Source organism: Streptomyces sp. NPDC101166 (assembly GCF_044768125.1).
Classification (GTDB): domain Bacteria; phylum Actinomycetota; class Actinomycetes; order Streptomycetales; family Streptomycetaceae; genus Streptomyces.
Map to the genome: position 1 here is coordinate 1 of NZ_JBIWPF010000323.1, position 1,078 is coordinate 1,078.

Here is a 1,078-nt window from a genome sequence, read left to right on the forward strand (position 1 = left end):
CTTCACGAAAGCGCAGCCGAGACTGTAGATATCGCCGCGATGATCCAGCGGCCCGGCGACCAGCCGTTCGGGGGCCGCGTAGGCGAGGGTCGCCATCATGGCGTCGGTGGCGGTGAGTTCGCGGCCGTCGGTCACCGACTTGGCGACGCCGAAATCGGTGAGCAGCACCCGTTCCTCGCCCGGGTGCGCGTCCTCGTCCCGGGAGAGCAGGAAGTTGGCGGGCTTCACATCCCGGTGCAGCAGCCCGCGCCGATGCGCGTAGTCCAGCGCCTTGCCCACCTCGGTGACGATGCGCAGCGCCCGCTGCGGCGTCATCCCCTCGGGCTGCTGTTTCAATTCCACGGAGGCGTCGGTGCCGGGGACGTACTGCATCGCGATCCACAGCCGCCCGTCCTCCTCACCGCGCGCGTAGACCGTCACGATGTTCGGATGATCCATTTCCGCAGCGAGATTCGCCTCGCGCGCGAACCGCGCCCGATACACCTCGTCGTGAGAGAGGTCGTTGCTGAGCACCTTCAGTGCGTCGAGCCGCCCGGGAAACATGGGATCCTGCACCAGATAGACGGTCCCCATCCCGCCACTGCCCAGCACCCGGATTATCCGATGTCCGCCCACAACAGTGCCGGGCCGCAACGGCATTCGCATCCTCCTAGCGCGCGGCCGGGATTCCGGCCATGTCGAATGTAGCAACCTTCACGATGCCCGTCCGGGCTCAGATGTGCCCGTACGCGAGCAGCTTGTACTGGGCCGAAAGCCGTTGGCGCAGATCCTGGGACTGGTCGGCGGACACCTCGGCCACATAGCGCTGGTAGGGCAGGTAGCACATGAACTTCGCGCCGATGGCGTACTTCACGTCCTTCAACTGCAGGCAGCGGGCCGTCGCCAGGCCGGGTGGCGGGTCGACGGGCTTGTAGCGGTCGAGCAATTCGTCGACGAAGGCGGCGATGAAGCGCTGGGCGGCCGCGTCGTCCTTCGTCCGGTAGATATTGCTGAGCGAACTGGCCATCACGTCGATTCCGGCGTCGGCGTACGCGCGGCGGGAGGCGACCGGTCGATCGTCGTGGCTGAGGGCGGCGTG

The 1,078-nt window shown here is 67.1% G+C and carries 2 protein-coding genes; both read right to left on the minus strand.

Annotated elements, in window-relative coordinates:
- Window positions 1–639, minus strand: a 639-nt coding sequence (locus ACIRS4_RS38790) for a serine/threonine-protein kinase (RefSeq protein ID WP_404205068.1), incomplete at its 3' end; no start/stop codon positions are given.
- A 73-nt stretch (window positions 640–712) separates the two neighbouring features.
- Window positions 713–1,078 (minus strand): hypothetical protein (locus tag ACIRS4_RS38795; RefSeq protein WP_404205070.1); only part of this gene is annotated, 366 nt, incomplete at its 5' end.